Raw genomic sequence first — 18,407 nt, forward strand, 5'->3', positions numbered from 1 at the left:
CGAGCCGGTCAACTTGACCGGCTCGGGAGGCTCCGGGACTTCCCAGCACTTGATCTGCGCCGCGGTACGCGAGGGCCTCCTTCTTTGTCGCAGCATGTCGTTGCACCATCGTGAGCTCCGTGAATACGGGCATACCCCGACACCGGCCACCAACCCGTCAACCACGACCAAGCGGAGGTTTGCAAATGAGGCAACGCATCCGGCTACGCGGAGGTCCTAAGAGTCAACGCGGGGTCTTACGTTTCCGACAGCCCGCCGGTAGGTTGGAACCACCGACATGACCGGCAATGAAAGGCTTCACCATGAGCGAGCAGGGCAACGAAGACGACGCCGCGGAAGAAAGCTCCCTGGAGCGGGAACCGAACGAACCGGGAGAGAACTCCGCTAGCGGCACGGAAGCCGGTGGATACGGCGGTCCCGGCCCCGAAAACGAAACTGCGGAAAAAGCCGACGACGGCCGCTAAACCTTGATCTCCCGCTTGAGGATCTTGCCAGTTGGTCCCTTCGGCAGAGCGTCCACGAACTCCAGCGTTCGAGGGTACTTGTAGGCGGCCACCCGCTCCTTCACAAAGTCCAGAATCTCTTGACGCAGAGCGGTTTCATCCTGAGCGGCCGCCTCGGCTTTCAGCGCGACCACGGCCACAATCTCCTCGCCCTGCAGGTCATCCGCGACCCCAATGACGGCGGCCTCCGCAACGGCAGGGTGCTCATACAGCACCTCCTCGACCTCCCGTGGATACACGTTGTAGCCGCCACGGAGTATGACGTCCTTCTTCCGGTCAACAATGAAGATGGCGCCGTCGTCGTCGAATTTTGCAAGGTCCCCGGTGCGGAACCAGCCGTCCGGGATGGCCGCCGCCGTGGCGTCGTCGTTGTTCCAGTAGCCTTTCATCACGCAGTGACCCCGCACGGATAGTTCTCCTACCTCGCCGGTGGGCACCTCGGCGCCGTCCTCGTCCAGCATCCGCACCTCGACACCGTCCACCGGTGTGCCAATGGATCCGGGCTTACGCTCGGTGCCGCGGCGGTTGAAGCTCACAATCGGCGACGTTTCGGACAGTCCGTACCCTTCCAACAGTTCGGCCCCGAATACCCGCTCAAACTCACGCAGCACCTCCACCGGCAACGCAGATCCCCCCGACACCGCAACCCGGAGGGAGGACAGGTCCGCAGAGGAAACGGAGGGGTGCCGGAGCATCGCGATATACATGGTGGGAACGCCTTCAAAGATGGTTACCCTGTCCCGTTGGATGATCTCCAGCGCCTTGGCGGGCTCAAACTTCGGCAGCAGAGTAACGGTGGCGCCGGTCAGGACGGAGGCGTTCAGTGCGCAGGTCTGCCCAAAGATATGGAAGAACGGAAGCCCGCCGAACAGCACGTCACCGGCCGTGGTGCCCATCAAATCCCGGGAGATTTCTGCGTTCCGGCGCAGGTTGTCATGCGTGAGCGCCGCGCCCTTGGGCCGGCCGGTTGTCCCTGAGGTGTACAGCAGCACGGCCGTCTCGCCGCCGTCCACGGAGTGCACGCCGAGTGCCGGCTCCACCTGACTGAGCTGCTGCATGAACGTTCCGCCATCCACGGTAATGACTTCGAGGGGCACACCCTGGTCGGCAGCAGACGTCTCGGCACCGGCCACGGCCTCCTTCACAATCCCGTCCCAGGCGAACACCAGCCGCGCTCCGGAATCGGTGAGGTGATAGGCAACCTCACGTGCCTTCAGGAGAGGGTTGAGCGGAACCACAATCGCCCCGAACCGCAACACTCCGTAGTAGATGAAGGCCATCTGGGGGATGTTAGGCATGACCAGCGCAACCCGGTCGCCGGGAGATACTCCCTTCTGCGACAGTAGCCCGCAAACCCGCTGACTCATCAGCTCCATTGCCCCGAACGTGAGCTCAACATCGTCAAGTTTGATAGCAAGCGCGTCCTGGTGCGCAGCAGCTGCAGCGCTGAGGTTTTCGGCAAGATTGGTCACAGGATCTCCTTCGATCGCAGGGTGTTACCGGTGGGTAACAGTCTGTTTCATCGGGTTCCAGTCCGCAAGGGCCGCGAACGACGGCGGCGCCCGCCCTTCACCGGGCGGGCGCCGCTGGCGCTGTGGCTGGTTGCGTTACCGCACGCCGCTCATCAGTTTTTTGATGCCGGGAGTTGCAACGGCCAGGGCAATTCCGAGAATGATTGCGGTGATGCCGCTGAAGGAGAAATACGGAACTTCGTTGTCTTGGTTGTAGTAACCGGCAAGGATGCCGGCCACGGTGGTGCCAAGCGAAATGGACAGGAAGTTCAGAGCCACCATCTGTGTGCGGAAAACCCTTGGGGCCAACTTGGTGGCCACCGATAGTCCGATGGGGGAAAGGAACAGCTCGGCGAACGTGAAAAACAGGAGGATCATCGCGAGAGCAATCAACGGAGTACTGTTTTGCCCGCCTCCCGAGAACGGGATAAACAGCAGGAAGGCTACGCCCATGAAGACCAGCCCGAGTGCAAACTTCAGCGGAGACGAGGGCTGGCGGCTTCCCAGTTTCGTCCACAGAGCCGCGAAAATCGCCGCGAAGATGATGATGAAAATCGGGTTGATCGACTGGACGAAGCTCGGTGGCATGACCCAGCCAAACAGGTTCCGGTCAAGGCTTCGGTCCGCGTAGATAGCCACAACAGTGAATTGCTGCTGGAACAACGCCCAGAAGGCGGCGCTTGCAAGGAACATGGGAATGAAGGAGTAGACGCGTTTGCGTTCAATGGCGTTGACCCGCGGATTGCGGAGGATCACCACAAAGTACGCAACGGAGGCGGCGATCGCGAGGTAGGCCATGACCAGTGCCAGGTTTGCCGGGTTCACCAGACCGGTGAGGAATGCGACCACAATGATGACGATCGCTCCCGCGGCAATAGCAAGCAGCATCCTGGAATTTCCACCGGGCAGGGGGTTTGCCACCGAGTGGGACTCCTCCGGGAGGTTCTTGCGTGTCAGCGCGTACTGAGTCAGGCCGATGGCCATGCCGATCGCTGCTAGCCCAAACCCGTAGTGGAAGCCGTATTCCGTCCAGGCAAGACCGGTCAGGAGCGGTCCGATCAGCGCACCGAGGTTGATGCCCATGTAGAAGAGGGAGAACCCTGCGTCACGGCGGTCATCACCCTCCTTATACAGCGTTCCCACCAGTGAAGTTGCGTTGGCTTTCAATCCGCCGGAACCGAAGCCAACCAGTATCAAGCCGATGGCCAGGCCCACGCCGCCGGGCAGCAAAGCCAGGGCGATGTGGCCAAGCATGATCATGATGGCTGAATAGAACAGCACCTTCTCGGAACCAAGGATGCGGTCCGCGAGCCATGCGCCAAGAATGGTGGAAAGATAGACGCCGCCACCGTAGGCGCCGACAAGGCCGGTGGCTATTCCCTGGTCAATTCCGAGACCACCGTCGGCCACGGAGTAGTACATGTAATACAGCAGGATGCCCTGCATGCCATAGAAGGAGAATCGTTCCCAAAGTTCAACGCTGAAGAGGTTGGCCAGCATCCGGGGGTGTCCCAGAAATGTCTTTTCTGCCGGATTGGCAGGGGGTTTTTGAGTTGTGCTCATTTATTCCATGATGCCATCGGGCTTTGGGGCTGTCATATCCACTTCAGTGCTCGCGCCGGGTGACCCCGGTGCGGGCGGAGATGACCCTCCAGTTGCGCCGACACAGCCAGCAGGTCCGCCTCGGCGCTGGGCCGCCCGATCAGCTGGATTCCCATGGAGAGTCCAGCGGCCGTGGTGTGCACCGGTACCGAGATGGCCGGCAGGCCGCAGACGTTCACCATCGACGTGAACGGGGAGTACTGGCACTGCCGCATGTAATCCGTGTCCGCCTCCGAGGAGGTGTACCAGCCGATCGGCCTCGGCGACATTCCGAGGGCGGGCGTCAGAATCATGTCGAACTCCGCGTACTGCGCAATGGTGTCCTGTTCGAACTGCCTCAGGATGTCGACGGCGCCGGCCAGTTCGGTGCCGCTGCGCTCCTGTGCCCGGTGGCGGAGGGTGCGGGTAAGCGGCATGAGCTGCGGTTCGCGGCTCAGCGGAATCCGGGCGACGGCGAGGGCGGCGGTCCATACCGTCTGGAAGGCGCGGTGGTACCGCTCGTCATAGCGGATGTCCGTCTCAAGCAGATCATGCCCGACGGCGGTGAGTGCCTTAATCCCGGCATCCAGGCCCGCTTGGGCCGGCTGGTCGAGCGCGATGTGAAAGGCACTTGCGAACGGCGATGCCGTGCTCACGCCAATGCGGAACGTCCCTGCCGCACGTTGCGCCGCCTGGAGAAAAGAGCCGCTCCGCACCGCGGAAGTCGCGTGGTGATTCGGCTCGTTGACCATGGCGTCGAGCAGCACGGCGGCATCCGCCGTCGTTCTTGCCAAGGGCCCGGCTACCACAAACTGGCCCAGATCGCTTTGCCCCGAGCCGGAAGGTACCCGGCCGCGGTTTGGCTTCAAGCCAACCAGCCCGGTGGCGGCGGCGGGGATCCTCACCGACCCGCCGCCGTCGGTGCCCGGCGCAAACGGAAGCATGGCGGCGGCGACGGCGGCCGCACTCCCGCCGGACGATCCTCCAGGGCTGAGCGTGGGATCGAGGGGATTGCGCGCGGACGGGGCAACGCGGTTCTCGCTGTAGCAGCTCAGGCCGAACTCAGGAACCTGCGTTTTGCCGAGGCTGATGGCTCCAGCGCGCCGCAGCACGGATACCAGTGGGGAGTCGCTGAGGGCAGTGCCATGGTCCAGTGCCGCGCTCCCGTGGGTGGTTTTGACACCCGCGACGTCGGCCAGATCCTTATGCGCCAGCGGCAGTCCGTGAAGGGCGGGCAGATCACCACCTTCGGCCTGACGTTGATCGGCGGCGACAGCTTCGGCAAGAGCCAAATCCGCTGTGACCGTGACAAAAGATCCCAGGCCGGGGTTCAGTTCCTCAATGCGCCGGAGGTAATGCGCGGTCAATTCGCGGGAGCTGAGTTCGCCGCGGGCAATGGCGTCCCGTTGGGCCAGTGCGGTCAGCTCGTGGAGAGCAGTCACCGTGACGGGCCGAGGAACCGCGGCTCAACCCGCTCTTCGACTGCCACTGCATCGACGCTCTCGCCGGCACCGGCGCGCACAATGTAGGCACCCTTGCCGGGTGACTCACTGACCGCTTCCATGAGGCGGGTGCCTTGGTACACCAGACCAACGCCGTCGTCGGTGCAGTGAGTCTCACCCAGCGTGCCGTCGGCGACCAGACGGTGAATGAGGGGTCTGCGCTGATCCTCGGAATCGTAGTGCACGCCATTGCCAAAGGGCAGGAATCCCAGAGCGTTGGTGACCGGCTGCAGTTCGGGGCCAAAGGAGTCGGTGGTGCCGCCCTGGAACCAACACAGCGATCCGGCGGAGACCCCTGCCAGCACCACGCCGGCCTCCCAGACGCGGCGGAAGGCCTCGTCCAGTCCATGAACCCGCCACACGGCGAGCAGATTGGCCACCGATCCGCCGTTGACCCAGACCACATCCTGGTTTAGAAGGTGTTCCTCCGGGTTCTGCACATTCGGCATGGTGAAAAGATTCAGGCAGGTGGACTGAAAGCCGGCCACCCGCGACGCCTCGGTGAAGCGCTGGTTCCATTCCCGCGAATCGCCTCCTGCGGTACCCAGAAAGGTGATCCGCGGCGCCCGTCCGGAGACACCGGACAGCTCCACCGCGTGGTGCACCAGGTGGTTGAATTCCACATCCACCCGGTGGCCGCGCCTATAGCCACCGGAAGTTGCAAGGATGGTGGGTTGCTCCGCGGGCATAGGCACCTCAGCATGCTTGTGATCGGTCGGGTCCGCCTCCACTATAGGCTTGGACAGAGGTCGCCGGACAAGTGGAGGGCAAGCAGCTTGAGCGAGTTTGAGAATGTGTTGGTTGACGCCGTCAGCACCGAAACAACGGTCCTTGACGTGCGCGAGGACTACGAATGGCAGGCGGGCCATATTGACGGTGCCCTGCATATCCCCGTTGAGCAGATCCCCGCACGGCTTGAGGAACTGGATCCGGATGAGGACGTTCAGGTTATCTGCCGCACGGGTGGCCGCTCCTTCCGCGTGGCCCAGTGGCTGGTGGCCAACGGGTATTCAGCGGTGAATGTTGCCGGAGGGATGGATGCCTGGGTTGAGGCGTCCAAACCAATAGTGTCCGAATCCGGGAAAGAGCCACGGGTCTTATGAATTCGTACGCCTACCTGGGCCCCGAAGGAACCTTCACCGAGGCAGCTCTTCTGCAGGTGCCCGGGGCGGACTCCGCCGATCGGATTCCGGTCTCAACAGTCAACGCCGCACTTGACCTGGTGCGCAAGGGTGCGGTTGATGCCGCTATGGTGCCGATCGAGAATTCGGTTGAGGGCGGGGTCTCGGCCACTCTGGATGCCATCGCCGGCGGAGAGCCGTTGCGGATCATCCGTGAGGTGCTGGTTCCCATTTCGTTTGTCCTGGTGGCACAGCCCGGCTTGGAACTCGCGGACGTCCGGACGGTGGCCACGCACGGCCACGCCTGGGCGCAGTGCCGTGGGTGGACCGAAGCGCATATCCCTCAAGCAGAATATGTTCCCGCATCATCAACCGCTGCCTCAGCGTATGGGCTGCTGAACGACGATTGCACCTATGACGCCGGGATCTGCTCCCCGCTGGTGGCGGCACGCCTGTCCCTGCGCGTGCTGGCTGAACACATTGGCGATGTCTCCGACGCGGTCACTCGCTTCATCCTGGTGAGCAAACCAAACGTGTTGCCCGAGCCCACTGGGGCGGACAAGACCACCCTCGTCATCCCGCTGCCGGAGGATCATCCTGGTGCTTTGATGGAAATTCTTGACCAGTTTGCGGCGCGCGGCGTCAACCTGAGCCGTATCGAGTCGCGGCCAACGGGCCAGTTCCTTGGAGATTACTTTTTCAGCATTGACGCGGACGGACATATCGCCGACGCCAGGGTGGCCGACGCGCTGAAGGGTCTGCACCGCATCAGCCCTCAGCTTCGGTTTCTGGGCTCGTACGCCCGCGCGGACCGTCGGGAACACGACGTCGTCCGCCACACCACCGACGATGCATTCCGCGCAGCACATATATGGGTGGATTCACTGCTGAAACCCTCCCCGGACAGGGAAGATCTCCGCTAACGCTCTCTAGCGTTCACTCCAAAGGGTGGTGGTTATGACTCGGCTTCGCCGCAGTGATTTCAGCAAGGCCGGTATCACCAGGCGACGTCACGGGACAGGGTTCAGCTACGCCTCTGCCGATGGTTCTGTGCTGAAGGATCAGGCCGAGGTTGAGCGCGTGAAGGCTTTGGCCATCCCGCCCGCGTGGGCGGACGTATGGATTGCGCCCTACGCAAACGGACACATTCAAGCGGTTGGCACGGACGACGCCGGCAGGCGCCAGTACATCTACCATCCCGCATGGAGGGAACGGAAGGACAGGGAAAAATTTGATCGGGCGCTGGAGTTCGGAGAGCGTTTGCCCGGCGCACGACGGGTGATCACGCAGCATCTGCGAAGTAAGGGCAGCGGTTTGGAGCGGGCACTGGCCGCCGGGCTACGGATAGTTGATGCGGGGCCCTGCGGATCGGCTCCACCCAATATGTGGAGGCTAATGGGTCCTTTGGCGTCACCACGCTGCGGGTTGATCATGTGCAGCTCCGCGGTCCCGTGGTCCGGTTCAACTTTCCGGGGAAAAGCGGCCAGCAATGGGAAAGCACCGTGGAAGATGCGGACCTGGCAGCGGCCCTGCGGCCCATGCTCCGCAGGGAGGGCGCGGACACCGTCCTTGCCTACCGTGCGGGTGACGGCGGGTGGCAACAGGTTGACGCAGCCCAGCTCAACGACTTCCTGCGCCAGGTCAGCGGTGACGGTTTCACCGCCAAGGATTTCCGGACGTGGCAGGCCACTGTGGTTGCTGCAATGGAGCTTGCACGTCTCGATCTCAAGGCGGCCAGCCGGACTGCCCGCCAAAAAGCCGTGGCAGCAACTATGCGCAGCGTTGCCGATCACCTGGGTAACACGCCCGCAGTCGCGCGAAGCTCCTACGTTGATCCGCGATTGGTTGACCGTTTCATGAGCGGCGAGGTGATCCCCGTGGCAGGGTACTCGGCGTCGGAGAAGGCTGTTCGCGGGCTGCTTAATGCCTAGGAAAGCTTCCGCGCCGCCCGTCCCGTAAGTAGGCTTACGGTGAGCGCCCGGCCAGTGGCGCGGACCTTTGATGAAAGGCAGGCACCATGAGTGAACAGTCAAAAGACGAAGGGCGCGAAGTCAACCCGAACGAGGGCGGTGGAAGCACCTCGGATGAGAACTGGCATGGCGACGCTGGCGACCAGGCGAATGACCTCCGATTCGCGGAGGAGCAGCAGCTTATTAACAGCCAGGCGCATGGCGAGTTCCCTGACGGGAGCGTCGACGAGACGGTGACCGGCGGGTATACCGGAGCGCAGACGCCCACATCGGATGGCGGATACACCAGCGCGGAAAATTCGGTGGAAGAAGGCGAATACACCGATGTTGAGGGGGACGCGACCGGCGTCACCGAGCGGGAAGGGCAGTACACCGACGCTGACTCCAGCGATGACCCCGACCGCGATAAAGGAACCCGTTAGCTTTCTGCCGAATGACTGAAGAGTCCCGCTGATGGTCCGGTTGTTTCCCCCAGCACCCGGACCATCAGCGCCCCCGGATCCACTTCAACGGAAACGGTGGTAACGGCACCCGATAGATCGCCGTCGATCTGTGTTTCGGTGGGTTCGAGTACCGTCACAGTTACCTTTCGGGCGCGGTAGTAGGTGAGGACGGGAATGGGGCGGCGCTGCCGGAAGACTATTTTTCCTGCCATCCACAACCAGCCAAGAACGCTGCGGGGGCTCATGACCACCACGTCCAGGTAGCCGTCGTCGATGGTCGAGTCTGGAATAAGCTCAATGCCTCCGGGCAGCTTGGCGCAATTCGCGAAGAGAACGCTGCGCACCTTTCGGCTCTGGGCGGGACGGTCGTCCAGGCTGATGGAGACGCGCTGCCGCCGGCCGGGAAGATGCCGTACTCCCGCTTCGCTGTATGCCAGCCAGCCGAACTTCTCCTTCAGGCTGTCCCTGGTTGCGGCCACCACCGTTGCGTCCAGCCCGATGCCGCCCACAACGAGGAAGGCATGCTGAGAGCTGACGCCGGTGCGTTCGTTCAGCAGCGAGATCCGCCCCATGTCTATTCGCCGTCCGCTGCCATGAAGCGCCTGCCGGATGCTCCGGGGAATGTCATTGACCGCGATCCCCAGGTTGCGTGCAAGCAGATTTCCTGTCCCCAGGGGAACAAGGCCCAGCGACGCGGAACTGTGTGCCAGCGTCTGGGCCACAGCGCGGACCGTACCGTCCCCGCCAGCCGCCAGTACGACGTCGTACCCCTCCTCCAGTGCGCGGCTCGCCTGACCGAAACCCGGGTCCTCAACCGTGGTTTCGAGGATCAGCGGAGGCTCCCATCCGGAGTCGGCGCAGGCCTGCTCAACCTGTTCACGGGTGAGGGCGGCGTGCAGCTTGACCGGGTTCAGGACGAGCGCAACGCGCTGGGTACCGGAATTGGGCGGCGGTGCTGCAGCGTAGGACACGATGTCGGACCGTCCGGCGCGCGCCCGGCGAACACCCCACCAGCTATAAGCCGATACGGCTGCGGCGAGTGCCGCAATTACAAGGACAACCAACTCGACCTGCATGATGGACCCAGACTATCCCTACCCGGTGGGATGCCAAGGCGCCCCCCGCAATTGGGTAGTCTTGGACGGTGATCGACGTAAATGAACTTCGCGAAAACCCTGAAAAATTCCGCCTGTCACAGCGCGCCCGGCGGGCTGATGAATCCCTGGTTGACTCAGTTGTTTCCGCAGACTCCAAGCGGCGCGAGGCGGTCACCAGCGCTGAGTCCCTGCGTGCGGACCAGAATGCCTTCGGCAAGCGGGTGGCGAAGGCACAGGGTGCCCAAAAGCAGGAGCTGCTCGCCGAAGTGAAAGCGCTCGCTGCGGCAGTGAAGACTGCTGCCGCCGAGGCGGAGGCTTCCAAGGCCGAGCAGGAATTGCTGCTGCGCCGGTTGCCCAATGTCATCCAGGATGGCGTTCCCGAGGGCGGCGAAGATGACTTTACGGTCCTCAAGACAGTTGGAGCGCCCGCGGAGTTCGATTTCGCGCCCCGGGACCATCTTGAAATCGGGGAGCTTCTCGGCGCCATTGACATGGAACGGGGAGCCAAAGTGTCCGGCTCACGGTTCTACTTCCTCAAAGGCGTTGGGGCGCGCCTTGAGCTGGCGCTGCTGAACATGGCAATGGACCAGGCCGTCCAAGCCGGTTTTACACCGATGATCACGCCAACCCTGGTCCGCCCCGAGATCATGCAGGGCACCGGCTTCGACGTGGCGCACGACGCCGAGATCTACCGCCTCGCTGAAGACGACCTGTACCTGGTAGGCACCTCGGAGGTGGCGATGGCCGGTTATCACGCCGACGAGATCCTCGACCTGTCGGACGGGCCCGTGCGCTACGCCGGCTGGTCATCGTGTTACCGGCGGGAGGCGGGCGCACACGGTAAGGATAACCGCGGCATTATCCGCGTCCATCAGTTCAACAAGGTGGAAATGTTTTCCTACACCACCGTTGAGGAATCCTACGCGGAGCATGAGCGGATGCTTGCGTGGGAAGAGGAGATGCTGGCGAAGGTTGAGCTTCCCTACCGTGTGATAGACACGGCTGCCGGCGACCTGGGTATGTCCGCCGCGCGCAAGTTCGACTGCGAGGCGTGGGTTCCCACCCAGAACGCCTACCGCGAGCTGACCTCTACGTCCAATTGCACAACGTTCCAGGCCCGGCGCCTGAACATCCGTGAACGGTTGTTGGGGGAGGGGCAGAAGGGCACGCGCGCTGTCGCGACCCTGAACGGGACCCTGGCCACAACCCGGTGGATCGTTGCCATCTTGGAGCACCACCAGAATCCGGACGGGTCGGTGACGGTTCCCGTGGCACTGCGACCGTATCTGGGTGGCTTGGAAGTCCTTCCGGTCATTTAGCCGAGCGACGTGGCGCCTGCGGAACCTCCCGCAGGCGCCATTTCTGATTCTGCGCGACCTCAACGGCCGTCGGACACCGTAACGACTGGCACCTCCGCCCGTTACCGTGTCCCGCGGTCAAAAGCGTCGCCGGTTTTCAGGATGTCGAACGCCATTGACCTGGAGGGCATCTTCGGAGTGTCGGCTCCAAACCGGCATTGAGAAGGATGGTACGCAACCGTTCAGGGTGGGTGGCATCCTCCCAAAGCCATCGGGCAACGCCATTGCCCTGTGCCCTAAGCCTGTCTTCACGGATCTTCTCCGCGACAACAATGTCCTCAGGCCGGCGCCCACCGAGAAACTCCTCGCTCTTGTACTTGGCGCGCCCGTCAAACTCACCCACAAGCTTGTTTTCCGGCCAATAGTAATCCGTCGTAGCAATATGTCTTCCCTGAGCGTCGAGGAATACACGTTGGAGCTCCGGGGGTGGGAAGCCCATCAGATACATTGATGCCCTGCTCAGAGACTCGCCTGCAGAGCCGGAATTGGTCACCGCGAAATCCAGAATGGCCCGGCACCGTGAGCGGAGGGCTGCCGGCTGAAGCTGGTCGAGGCGGCGCTGCATCTGTGCCCGGGTGATCCGGCAGCTGCCGCTGCGCTGTGGGTTGAGGCAATAGTCCCACGCGATGACTGCATCCTCGAACGAGTCAGTACCCGCAAGGTCCAAGAGCGTACTCGGGATATCCGTCAACGTTAGTCCGCCTTGGGACACAAACTGCTGATGTGGGCGGATGAGTTGACGGTCGACACCATGGCGGCTCCGCCCACCACCCGGACGGTTGTGTGTGCACTGAAGTGTCGGCGGAACCTTTCGAACCGAAATTCCCCAGATGACTGCAGCGCTCCGCCGCGAAAAATGTGGGGCGTAGTCCGCAATCGCTTCAAGCGCCTGAGCGGCGAGGCGGTGACGGTCCCATTCGTCCAGCTTCTTCCACGCTTTCGCATCGACGTATGCTCCGCGGCGCACCCGGACGAGTAGTCCGGCGCCGTGCTTTTGTCTGAGCGCTTTGCTGTCCTGGCCAATGATGCTGAGGGAGGAACTGAGCTGAAGGTGCGGTAGGGCCATGCTGTCTAGGATGGACCGTTAGGATCGGCGTATCTCCGCAATCGGTGCGTATGTGGATAAAGCGCGGTGTGTGAACCGCTGTGGAGGTGAAGTCCCGGACACAGTTCCGCCCAGGAGCTCCCTGACCGGTCTGGCGCAACCCTAACGACTGACGCCTCCGCTCATTGCCGTGTCCCGCGACCGAAAGCGTCGCTCGGCCGGACTCCTGCCGCGCCCAGCCCACGATCAACGGCCGTGTTCCGCACGATCAGCGACGCCAAGAAGTAACCAACCGTTTGCCAAGCTGTGACCTCCGCCCTACCGACCAGCGGCTGGCATCTGGTTCACTGGACTAATGACAACCGCAATTACGGCTGGCATCGATGACCAGCAGCAGACACATAACAGGAAGCTCATCGCACTCGACGTTGACGGCACGCTTGTTGACCATGACGGCGACATGTCGGATGAAGTGCGGGACGCCGCCCGCGCGGTGGTGGACGCCGGCCACGAGGTGATCGTGGCAACGGGCCGGTCCCTGGGCGCAACGCTTCCCATCATCGAACGTATTGGGCTCACCCGCGGTTACGCGGTGTGCTCCAACGGTGGCGTGACCCTCCGGATCGATACCCATAACCTCGACACCGGTTATGAAGTGATCAACCGGGTCACCTTCGATCCCGGGCCCGCACTCAGGGCGCTTCGCAGGAGTCTTCCTACCGCAAAGTTCGCGCTTGAGGATGACCAGGGTCAGTTCCTCGCCACTGAGCGGTTTCAGGATGCCAGTTTTGGAGCTGAGGCGAAGAGCGTGGACTTCGCGCGCATGCTGGAGGCAACGGCGGTGCGCGTGGTGGTCTTCAGCACTGACAGCACGGCCGAGGAGTTCGGCGAGGCCGTTGAGGCAATCGGACTCCACGGTGTCACCTACTCTGTAGGCTGGACCGCTTGGCTGGACATTGCCGCGTCCGGCGTCACCAAGGCGAGCGCGCTCGAACTTCTCCGCCGCAGAACCAACGTCGATCCGTCGCACACGGTTGCGGTGGGCGACGGCCGGAATGATATCGAGATGCTTACCTGGGCGGCTCGCGGAGTCGCTATGGGACAGGCTCCGGAAGAAGTGCTGGCGGCGGCCTCGGAGGTCACGGGATCCGTGTACGACGACGGCGCCGCGAAAGTCCTGCGCTCCCTCGCCTGACTTGCCGTTGCCGGCTTAGGGCGTGTTTCCTGAGCGTAGGTGAGGGCTAATTCGTCGTAGCGAGTGGCCCGGAGCGCCATTGCTTGAGGGTGTTGAAACTGCGTTCGACGACATTGCGCCGCTTGTGCGCGTCCTTGTCGTAGCTTATGGGCCGTCCGCTGGAGAAGCCCCTGCGTTTCCTGTTGGATGATTTCTGGTCGTCGTTTTCTGGGATGACGCATTCAACGCCACGTCCGCGCAGGTAGCAGGGCATGGATCTTCCTTGTCAGGCCGCTGCGGAGCGTCCGACGGCATGATCATCCGGCTCATCAATCAGATTCCTGTAATTCGAGAGGTCCCCCTGTGTGGCGGGGAAGGCTAGTGCCGTGCCCGGTAGCGGTAGTTGATGCCTTCTGTCATCAACCGGTGGCTTTCACAAGGCGTCCAAGGCTCCGAGTCCGCGGCGCGCATCTATTAGATCACTGGAAGGAATCAAAGAACGCCGTAACATCGGATGCGACCCGATCCGGGCATTCCCACAAGACCAGATGCGCCGCATCGGGGTAGATCTTCAGCACGGCGCCGGTTATCCGGGCTGCCAACACTTCTTGGTCGCTCCGTGGCAACAAGTTGTCATCGTCGCCCCACAGGATCAGTGTGGGTGCCTGGATGGTTCCCGACTCAGTTGGCGGCGTGGCGGTGCCGAGGCCCTGCAGGATGCCCTTCCACGCGTGGGCGGGCATCCTGACGCCGTCGCTTATCCGGTCCTCGATAAACCAGGAGGGAACCGCATGCAACAGGGGATACCAGGACAACGAATGCCGGACCCAATCCTCGTCGATGGGGTCCGTCAGGCGGTCCACTTCATCGGCGAACGGGGGCCGTCCGCGGAGGCTCAGTGGGGAGCCCACCAGCACGAGTGCCGCGACCCGGCCCGGGTAGGCGACGGTCAGCTGCTGGGCGACGTAGCCGCCGCTGGAGGAGCCGAGGACGAAGGCCTTCGGAACGTTGAGGGCGTCCAGAATCGCGGCGGCGTCCTCGGCCTGTTCCGCCAGGGAGTATCCCGACTCCGGTTTGTCCGCGGCACCCTGCCCCCGGAGGTCGGGGGCGTAGATCCTGAACTTAGTCAGCAGTGGTGCCAGGCGATCGAAGCATCCGCGGGATTCGCCCCACGGATGCAGCAGCAGCATTGGCCGCGCGTCGGCGTCGCCCTGAACGAGACACGGCACCGTGATGCCTGTCCGGAGCCTAAGATCCCGGACCTCGGATTCCATGGCTTCAGGGTACGCCGCGCAAGCGGACCGTGAGCAAGCCTCTGCCAGACGCTGAGGCTCAGGAGAGGATGTGCTGGTAACGGATGTGGTCCTGCCATGCGCCTGCGATCTTGACGCATTCCAGCTAGTAGGCCCCCGATTTAGGAGACACGACCTAGTACGCGAGTGCCGCAGGCGGCAGCGAAACCGGTCCGTAGGCTAGATCGAGGAGCCGGGCGGCGGCGGGCCGGGTTGCCCATTCCTCGATCCAATGGGAGCGGACCACTGCCTTACTGACTGCCTGGGTGGTGATGCTGAGTTCCTGGGCGATGAGCTTCTGCTGTCCGCGTGCGCCCGGAGTCATCAAGTCCAGCACATTCCACTCCGCCTCAGAGCGCGTATAGACAATCTGGCCGAGCAGCCGCAGCACAGCTTCGGCTTCAGCCGCGATCTGGGTATCCGGCCCGTCCACCGCAAGCGGTATGCGCTCACCGGTTTTCTGGGCCCGGTTCACGGCGCGGCGCGCATACACCAGCCCGTACCCTTGTGCTTCGACTATTTTCTCGGGAATGGGCACATGAAGCTCACCCACTCCGATTCCCACATGCCACCGCCGGAAACGGATGGCTTTCAACGCGATGTCGACGGCCGCGGCGGCATTGTCCACCGCGCCTTGCAACTCGTCCCCAACCGACCGTTGAAAGGGGACCACGGCATCGACAAAACGTAATTCGCGCAGCAGGTCCGGAACCAGGTCGCCGACCTCGCGGGAATCACGCTGGTTGATGGTCAGCACAAAGAGCATGGCATCAGTATGACTGAAGCTGTTCCGTAAACAACCGATTTACGTTGATTAGGCACGAGTTTGCGTGGACTACGAACGTGTCCGGATCACCGTATACTTCCGCTGGCCATCGCCAAACGTGGGGAAGGGGGTAGTTGCGCTGAGTATTGCGCCGATTATCAGCAATGGAATGAACGGCACCAGCAGCACCGTGGCAAGCATCCTGCCGATACCTTTCCATGCCCCGATGGGCCGGCCGTCCGGCACCCGCACACTTTTGATTCCCACCATTGCCGCGCCGAGGGTCCGCCGGGTGCCGTAAAAGATGCCGTAGATGATGGCGGACACCGGAAGGCCCAGAACGAGCGCCAGCGCTGCGGCGTCTCCGGTGTCCGTGAAGCCGGTGGCCAGGATGGGTGTAAGCACCAAGGTGCAGGCAAGCCACAGGAGCACGCCCATCACAATGTCAATCAGGGCCGCCGCGATGCGCCGGCCGGCGCCTGCACGCACAGCGGTCATGGTGTTATTCATTGGATGACGGAGTATTGACGAGTTCTTCCTGCAGCCTTCGGTTGAGAGTGTCCGCGGAGACCTCTGCAATGCTGAACTGCGCGGACCCGGACTGGTTTGTGGCAGAGAGAACCTGAACGGAATCGGCGCCGGTGTACACGGTGAGATTGGTGAACGTTTCCGGACCACCGCTTGCGCCGGTGTAAATCGTCACTGCGCGGCTTTCACCAAGCAACGAGACGCCACGATCCTCAAACTCCGCTTGGTTCAAGACCGTGGGCTCCCCGTCTGAGTCCGCAACACTCCTGGGGTCTCCGAGCACGGACAACCGGTGAGCCAGACGATCAGCCGGGTAGACCACAAAAGCGTGGATGCCGCCGTCGTTCACCTCTTCCTCAAGCACGGTGTCGTCGTGAATGTAGGTGAAGAGCCAGTGACGGCCAACGTCAGAGGTCCGCTGTCCGGTGACGATGCGCTGCGCGGTCCGGCGCAGCGTCATGATGCCGGTGACGTGCTCATTGGCGTTGAGCCGGGTGGGCTCTTCGTTTCCTTTCTCGATAACCGGAAAGGCGATGCCCTTGGACATCAGGCTCCGCAGCGCAACAGTTGCGGCCAGATACTTGTTTTCCTCGTGTTTTTCGAGGAACGGCAAAGCGACAAACTGGTCCCTGTCGATACCGTCGAGGGCAACGATTTCCTCGTCGGTGAGAGTCGGGAGCCCATCGCTGGCCTCAAACGACAGTGCCAGGACCTGCTTTGCACACTCGACGTCGCGGGTGGTCCACTCAATCTGCTTGGTACTCAATCGAACAATCCTCCAATCGATCCAATCGGATCATCAACAAAGTCGCCTACACCTTCAGTCACACTATCGGCCAGGTCGCCGGCGCCTTCCAATGCGTCACTGCCAAAGTCCGTGACCGCATCCACAGCGTCTCCGCCGAAGTCCCTCACCGCGTCCACGGCGTTCCCCGTGAACTCCGTAATATTGTCCCAGTTGTCATAGACGTAGGTGCCGAGCGCCCAGGCTCCGGCGGCCACACCGGCGCCCACCACAATTCCCACGCCCACCGGGCCCAGCAGTCCGGCCGCCATCAGCAAAGTTCCACCACCGCCAATGACGCTCAAACCACCGGCCACGCGGTCGCCCACCCCGAGGGCTCCCTCATGAGCCGGATCGAACATGTCGTGAATGCCGCCGGCAATGCTGAACGGCGCCAGGAGCGGCCCAGCGAAACGGCTGAACTTCGAAAACTTGCTGGTCGCGTTGAGCATGTCGTCGGCCCACGAGACGTTGCGGAGTCCCTGCGCAAGATCGAGAATGCGTTTGCTGTTGATGAACGCTTCCGAGTTTTTGAGGAACTGATACGCGCCATAGCCGGCGGCCGCGAATCCGCCCGCTGCGCTGAGTGAGTCGACGATTGCATCAAGGATGCCGCCGCCGCCGTCGGCGCTCTTGGCTGTGCCCGCCGGGGTGCCGTCGAAACCGCCAATGGCACCTGAACCTGAGTCCGACGTCTGCTCCTGCTGGCGCGCCTGTTCCAGCAGGTCACGTGATCCCCGGTCCAGCGTATTAGCCGCAAGCATGATGGCCATCTGTTGGCCGTCCCAGGAGGAACGGAGCGAGTCGGCGTCCCTGCCGCGCCATCCGGTGTTATTGATGACGCCGGCTGTCAGGGTGGACCGGATGGTGCGCAGGTTTTCGGCGGATTGCGAAAACCGCTCAGCCAGTGTTTGCAGCTGCTCGATGTTGGCGCCGAGTGTTTCTGACATGAGTATGCCTTCACGTTGAGACCGGAAGATTCCACCTCAGAACCTACCCCTGCGCCCGCATGGGCGCCATGGGGAGGGGTCCCCATGAACAGCGCCGCTTAGTCAGCGGCCCTGCGGTGCGACGGACGCGTTGTCGGAATCGGCGTCGACATCGCGGCCCTGCGGCTCATCCTCTTCGCTGTGTTCTCCCTGCTGCTTGAAGCGTTCCAGGGATGCCTTAACCTCTGCCTCTGCTTCAGCGCGGCCGGCCCAGTCAGCCGCCTCAACCCATTTGCCGGGTTCCAGATCCTTGTACTTGGTGAAGAAGTGTTCGATCTCATCGAGCAGGAACTTCGATACATCCGAAAGTTCCCGGATGTGATCGAAGCGGGGATCCACCGGGACGCAGAGAACCTTTGCATCCCCGCCGCCGTCGTCGGTCATGTTGAACACGCCAATGGGACGGGATTCCACCAGGACGCCCGGGATGAGATCGAAATCCTGCAGCATCACCATGGCGTCCAGGGGATCGCCGTCTTCGCCGAGCGTGTTCTCGAAGTAGCCGTAGTGTGTGGGGTACTGCATGGAGGTGAAGAGCACGCGGTCCAGGCGAAGGCGGTGAGTTTCGTGGTCGATTTCGTACTTGACGCGTGAACCCTTGGGTATCTCGATGGTGACGTCGAGTTGCATGGAAACTCCTCTTGATGGAAGCTGGCGGCGCGGGCGCAAAGCGGCAGGCGCCCGGTTTACTGTTAAAGATAGTAGGTCCGCGTCACTTCCCCCATTCCGGCCAGGTCCGCCCG

At 62.6% G+C, this 18,407-nt stretch carries 19 protein-coding genes and 2 pseudogenes; 8 read left to right on the forward strand and 13 right to left on the reverse strand.

The genetic code is table 11. The features are described from left to right. Positions 1–302 precede the first annotated feature (302 nt). Positions 303–464, forward strand: a complete 162-nt coding sequence (locus Y708_RS29480; RefSeq protein WP_155853981.1) for a hypothetical protein — start codon at positions 303–305, stop codon at positions 462–464. On the opposite strand, the gene Y708_RS0121060 is transcribed toward Y708_RS29480, so the two are convergent. The 4 genes from Y708_RS0121060 to Y708_RS0121075 form a co-directional block, all read right to left on the reverse strand. After that, a complete protein-coding gene (locus Y708_RS0121060) occupies positions 461–1,975 on the reverse strand; it encodes a long-chain-fatty-acid--CoA ligase (RefSeq protein ID WP_028281439.1) in 1,515 nt (504 codons plus the stop codon). The genes Y708_RS29480 and Y708_RS0121060 overlap by 4 nt on opposite strands. 135 nt (positions 1,976–2,110) lie before the next feature. Continuing rightward, positions 2,111–3,577: a peptide MFS transporter gene (locus Y708_RS0121065; RefSeq protein ID WP_028281440.1), complete on the reverse strand. Its 1,467-nt coding sequence runs from the start codon at positions 3,575–3,577 to the stop codon at positions 2,111–2,113. 32 nt (positions 3,578–3,609) lie between these two features. Beyond that, positions 3,610–5,037: an amidase gene (locus Y708_RS26975; protein ID WP_051479257.1), complete on the reverse strand. Its 1,428-nt coding sequence runs from the start codon at positions 5,035–5,037 to the stop codon at positions 3,610–3,612. Then, positions 5,034–5,786: a Type 1 glutamine amidotransferase-like domain-containing protein gene (locus Y708_RS0121075; protein WP_028281441.1), complete on the reverse strand. Its 753-nt coding sequence runs from the start codon at positions 5,784–5,786 to the stop codon at positions 5,034–5,036. Before Y708_RS0121075 ends, Y708_RS26975 begins: the two co-directional genes overlap by 4 nt. An 87-nt stretch (positions 5,787–5,873) precedes the next feature. Between Y708_RS0121075 and Y708_RS0121080 the strand changes: the two genes are divergently transcribed. From Y708_RS0121080 to Y708_RS27795, 5 genes and pseudogenes are all read left to right on the forward strand, one after another. Further along, positions 5,874–6,200, forward strand: coding sequence for a rhodanese-like domain-containing protein (locus Y708_RS0121080; RefSeq protein WP_028281442.1), 327 nt, complete (start codon positions 5,874–5,876; stop codon positions 6,198–6,200). Next, complete coding sequence (pheA, locus tag Y708_RS0121085; protein ID WP_028281443.1) at positions 6,197–7,141, forward strand: prephenate dehydratase; 945 nt, start codon at positions 6,197–6,199, stop codon at positions 7,139–7,141. The genes Y708_RS0121080 and pheA overlap by 4 nt, the downstream gene beginning before the upstream one ends. 34 nt (positions 7,142–7,175) lie before the next feature. Continuing rightward, positions 7,176–7,325, forward strand: a pseudogene (locus Y708_RS31610) (DNA topoisomerase IB); the annotation flags it as partial. A 278-nt stretch (positions 7,326–7,603) separates the two neighbouring features. Further along, the gene (locus Y708_RS31340; protein WP_253905917.1) at positions 7,604–8,149 is read left to right on the forward strand and encodes a site-specific integrase; all 546 of its coding nucleotides are present in this window, start codon (positions 7,604–7,606) and stop codon (positions 8,147–8,149) included. 86 nt (positions 8,150–8,235) lie between these two features. Continuing rightward, the gene (locus Y708_RS27795; RefSeq protein WP_028281444.1) at positions 8,236–8,610 is read left to right on the forward strand and encodes a hypothetical protein; all 375 of its coding nucleotides are present in this window, start codon (positions 8,236–8,238) and stop codon (positions 8,608–8,610) included. Here the strand turns inward: Y708_RS27795 and Y708_RS26990 are convergent. Further along, on the reverse strand, positions 8,607–9,707 hold the full coding sequence (locus Y708_RS26990; protein ID WP_051479258.1) for a diacylglycerol/lipid kinase family protein: 1,101 nt from the start codon (positions 9,705–9,707) through the stop codon (positions 8,607–8,609). The genes Y708_RS27795 and Y708_RS26990 overlap by 4 nt on opposite strands. A 68-nt stretch (positions 9,708–9,775) precedes the next feature. On the opposite strand from Y708_RS26990, the gene serS reads away from it, so the two are divergent. Next, complete coding sequence (gene serS / locus Y708_RS0121105; RefSeq protein WP_028281445.1) at positions 9,776–11,047, forward strand: serine--tRNA ligase; 1,272 nt, start codon at positions 9,776–9,778, stop codon at positions 11,045–11,047. 136 nt (positions 11,048–11,183) lie between these two features. Here the strand turns inward: serS and Y708_RS27800 are convergent, their stop codons facing one another. Continuing rightward, positions 11,184–12,152, reverse strand: coding sequence for a hypothetical protein (locus Y708_RS27800; protein WP_051479259.1), 969 nt, complete (start codon positions 12,150–12,152; stop codon positions 11,184–11,186). A gap of 334 nt (positions 12,153–12,486) precedes the next feature. On the opposite strand from Y708_RS27800, the gene Y708_RS0121115 reads away from it, so the two are divergent. Then, positions 12,487–13,326, forward strand: a complete 840-nt coding sequence (locus tag Y708_RS0121115) for an HAD family hydrolase (protein WP_028281446.1) — start codon at positions 12,487–12,489, stop codon at positions 13,324–13,326. Between the two features lie 46 nt (positions 13,327–13,372). On the opposite strand, the gene Y708_RS27000 is transcribed toward Y708_RS0121115, so the two are convergent. The 7 genes and pseudogenes from Y708_RS27000 to Y708_RS0121150 all read right to left on the reverse strand — a co-directional run. After that, entirely contained in the window at positions 13,373–13,579 is a 207-nt protein-coding gene (locus tag Y708_RS27000; RefSeq protein ID WP_081747102.1) for a transposase, read from the reverse strand. A gap of 205 nt (positions 13,580–13,784) precedes the next feature. Then, positions 13,785–14,579, reverse strand: a complete 795-nt coding sequence (locus Y708_RS0121125) for an alpha/beta fold hydrolase (RefSeq protein ID WP_035777135.1) — start codon at positions 14,577–14,579, stop codon at positions 13,785–13,787. A gap of 154 nt (positions 14,580–14,733) precedes the next feature. Further along, positions 14,734–15,363: a hypothetical protein gene (locus Y708_RS0121130; protein ID WP_028281448.1), complete on the reverse strand. Its 630-nt coding sequence runs from the start codon at positions 15,361–15,363 to the stop codon at positions 14,734–14,736. A gap of 69 nt (positions 15,364–15,432) precedes the next feature. Continuing rightward, a complete protein-coding gene (locus Y708_RS0121135; protein WP_081747103.1) occupies positions 15,433–15,873 on the reverse strand; it encodes an RDD family protein in 441 nt (146 codons plus the stop codon). Beyond that, complete coding sequence (locus Y708_RS27005) at positions 15,866–16,657, reverse strand: hypothetical protein (protein WP_051479260.1); 792 nt, start codon at positions 16,655–16,657, stop codon at positions 15,866–15,868. Before Y708_RS27005 ends, Y708_RS0121135 begins: the two co-directional genes overlap by 8 nt. Continuing rightward, the gene (locus Y708_RS27010; RefSeq protein WP_035777136.1) at positions 16,654–17,625 is read right to left on the reverse strand and encodes a hypothetical protein; all 972 of its coding nucleotides are present in this window, start codon (positions 17,623–17,625) and stop codon (positions 16,654–16,656) included. The genes Y708_RS27005 and Y708_RS27010 overlap by 4 nt, the downstream gene beginning before the upstream one ends. A 198-nt stretch (positions 17,626–17,823) precedes the next feature. Then, positions 17,824–18,294, reverse strand: a pseudogene (locus Y708_RS0121150) (inorganic diphosphatase); the annotation flags it as partial. Between the last annotated feature and the right edge of the window lie 113 nt (positions 18,295–18,407).

It is taken from the genome of Arthrobacter sp. H5 (assembly GCF_000520595.1).
Classification (GTDB): domain Bacteria; phylum Actinomycetota; class Actinomycetes; order Actinomycetales; family Micrococcaceae; genus Arthrobacter_D.